The 1,189-nt window shown below is 46.2% G+C and carries 1 protein-coding gene; it reads right to left on the bottom strand.

Annotation, left to right across the window (positions count from 1 at the left end; genetic code table 11):
* Positions 1-1,189, bottom strand: a 1,189-nt coding sequence (locus R7Q38_RS24015) for an ABC transporter substrate-binding protein (protein ID WP_318114567.1), incomplete at both ends; no start/stop codon positions are given.

The raw sequence follows: 1,189 nt of genomic DNA, 5'->3' as shown, positions 1-1,189 counted from the left end.
TACGTCAATTCAAAGCTCAAACGCTGACCTTTATCATTCACGCGAATACCATCGGAACCAATCTTATCGAAGCCCGCAGCTTCAAACGCTGCCGCCGCTTTTTCTGGTTCAAACTTTGGCGCTTTCACATCTGGTAACGTGTACTTACCATGCCCAAAGCCCGTTGGGTTGGGTTTACGACTGTAGTCTCCACGCATAACATTCTCGATCATGCCGTCGAAATCTGTCGCGTAAGTAATCCCTTTGCGAATGTTTAAGTCATCAAGTAGAGGCATGGCCGTGTTTATCCACACGCCACCAGCACCAACTGGATATTGGTTGTAACCCCAGAACTTCTCAATATAACCCTTTTGATAAGGGGCAGTATTGGATTTGTCATGCCATAGACTTGGCAAAACTAATCCAAATGCGTCCAACTTACCTTTTTCGAAGTGCTTCATCGCAATATCACTATCGCGGATAACCGTGATACGAATTTTGTCGACGTTATAGCGATTCTCGTAGTACTTATTGGTATAACCCCACCAGTCCTCACCTACGTGCTTAAAGGTAACGCTTTTACCTTTTTTGACGTCGGCTAAGTAATAAGCGCTGGTGGTTGGTTCACTTTTAAAGTTGTAGTAGCGCACAAAATCATCATGAATGCCGTCACCGTTCTCGTCTTTCTTCGGATTCGCATAGAAATGAGCAGGACGAGGACGTAGCGCCCCCATTCTCAACAACAACTCTTCTGGATTGAGCTCTTTCGCGGCCTTCACGGCGAAGGTGTGATCGTCAAATTTGATAACATCAGCAACCGTTTTGTTGTAATAGTCGTTGTACCAAGGCTCTAAAATGTCTTTCGAGCGGTAAAACTTAAGCATAAAAACAAAATCGTCTGCCGTGACTGGCTTGCCATCCGACCATTTAGCTTGTGGGTTCAGTTTGAAATAAACCGTTTTATTGTCCCCCGCTAATGCCCACTCATTGGCTAGCTCAGGGATGAATTCAAGCGTATCTGGGTGGCGAACCACCACCCCTGGCGTTTCATCCAAGATGAAAGAACGTAAACCAGAGTTTGCATCAGGACCAACACTGCGTAGAGTCTGAGGAAAGCTCGACATGAAAGTGCGGTAAGTCCCACCACGCTTTGCTTCAGGAGAGCCATATTGTGGCTCATCCCAGTTCGTTTGCCAGTTTAAGTCAGTCG

Origin of the sequence: Vibrio sp. Vb0598 (assembly GCF_033338935.1) — a bacterium.
Lineage (GTDB): Bacteria > Pseudomonadota > Gammaproteobacteria > Enterobacterales > Vibrionaceae > Vibrio > Vibrio alginolyticus.
This window is presented reverse-complemented; position numbering and strand designations above follow the sequence as displayed.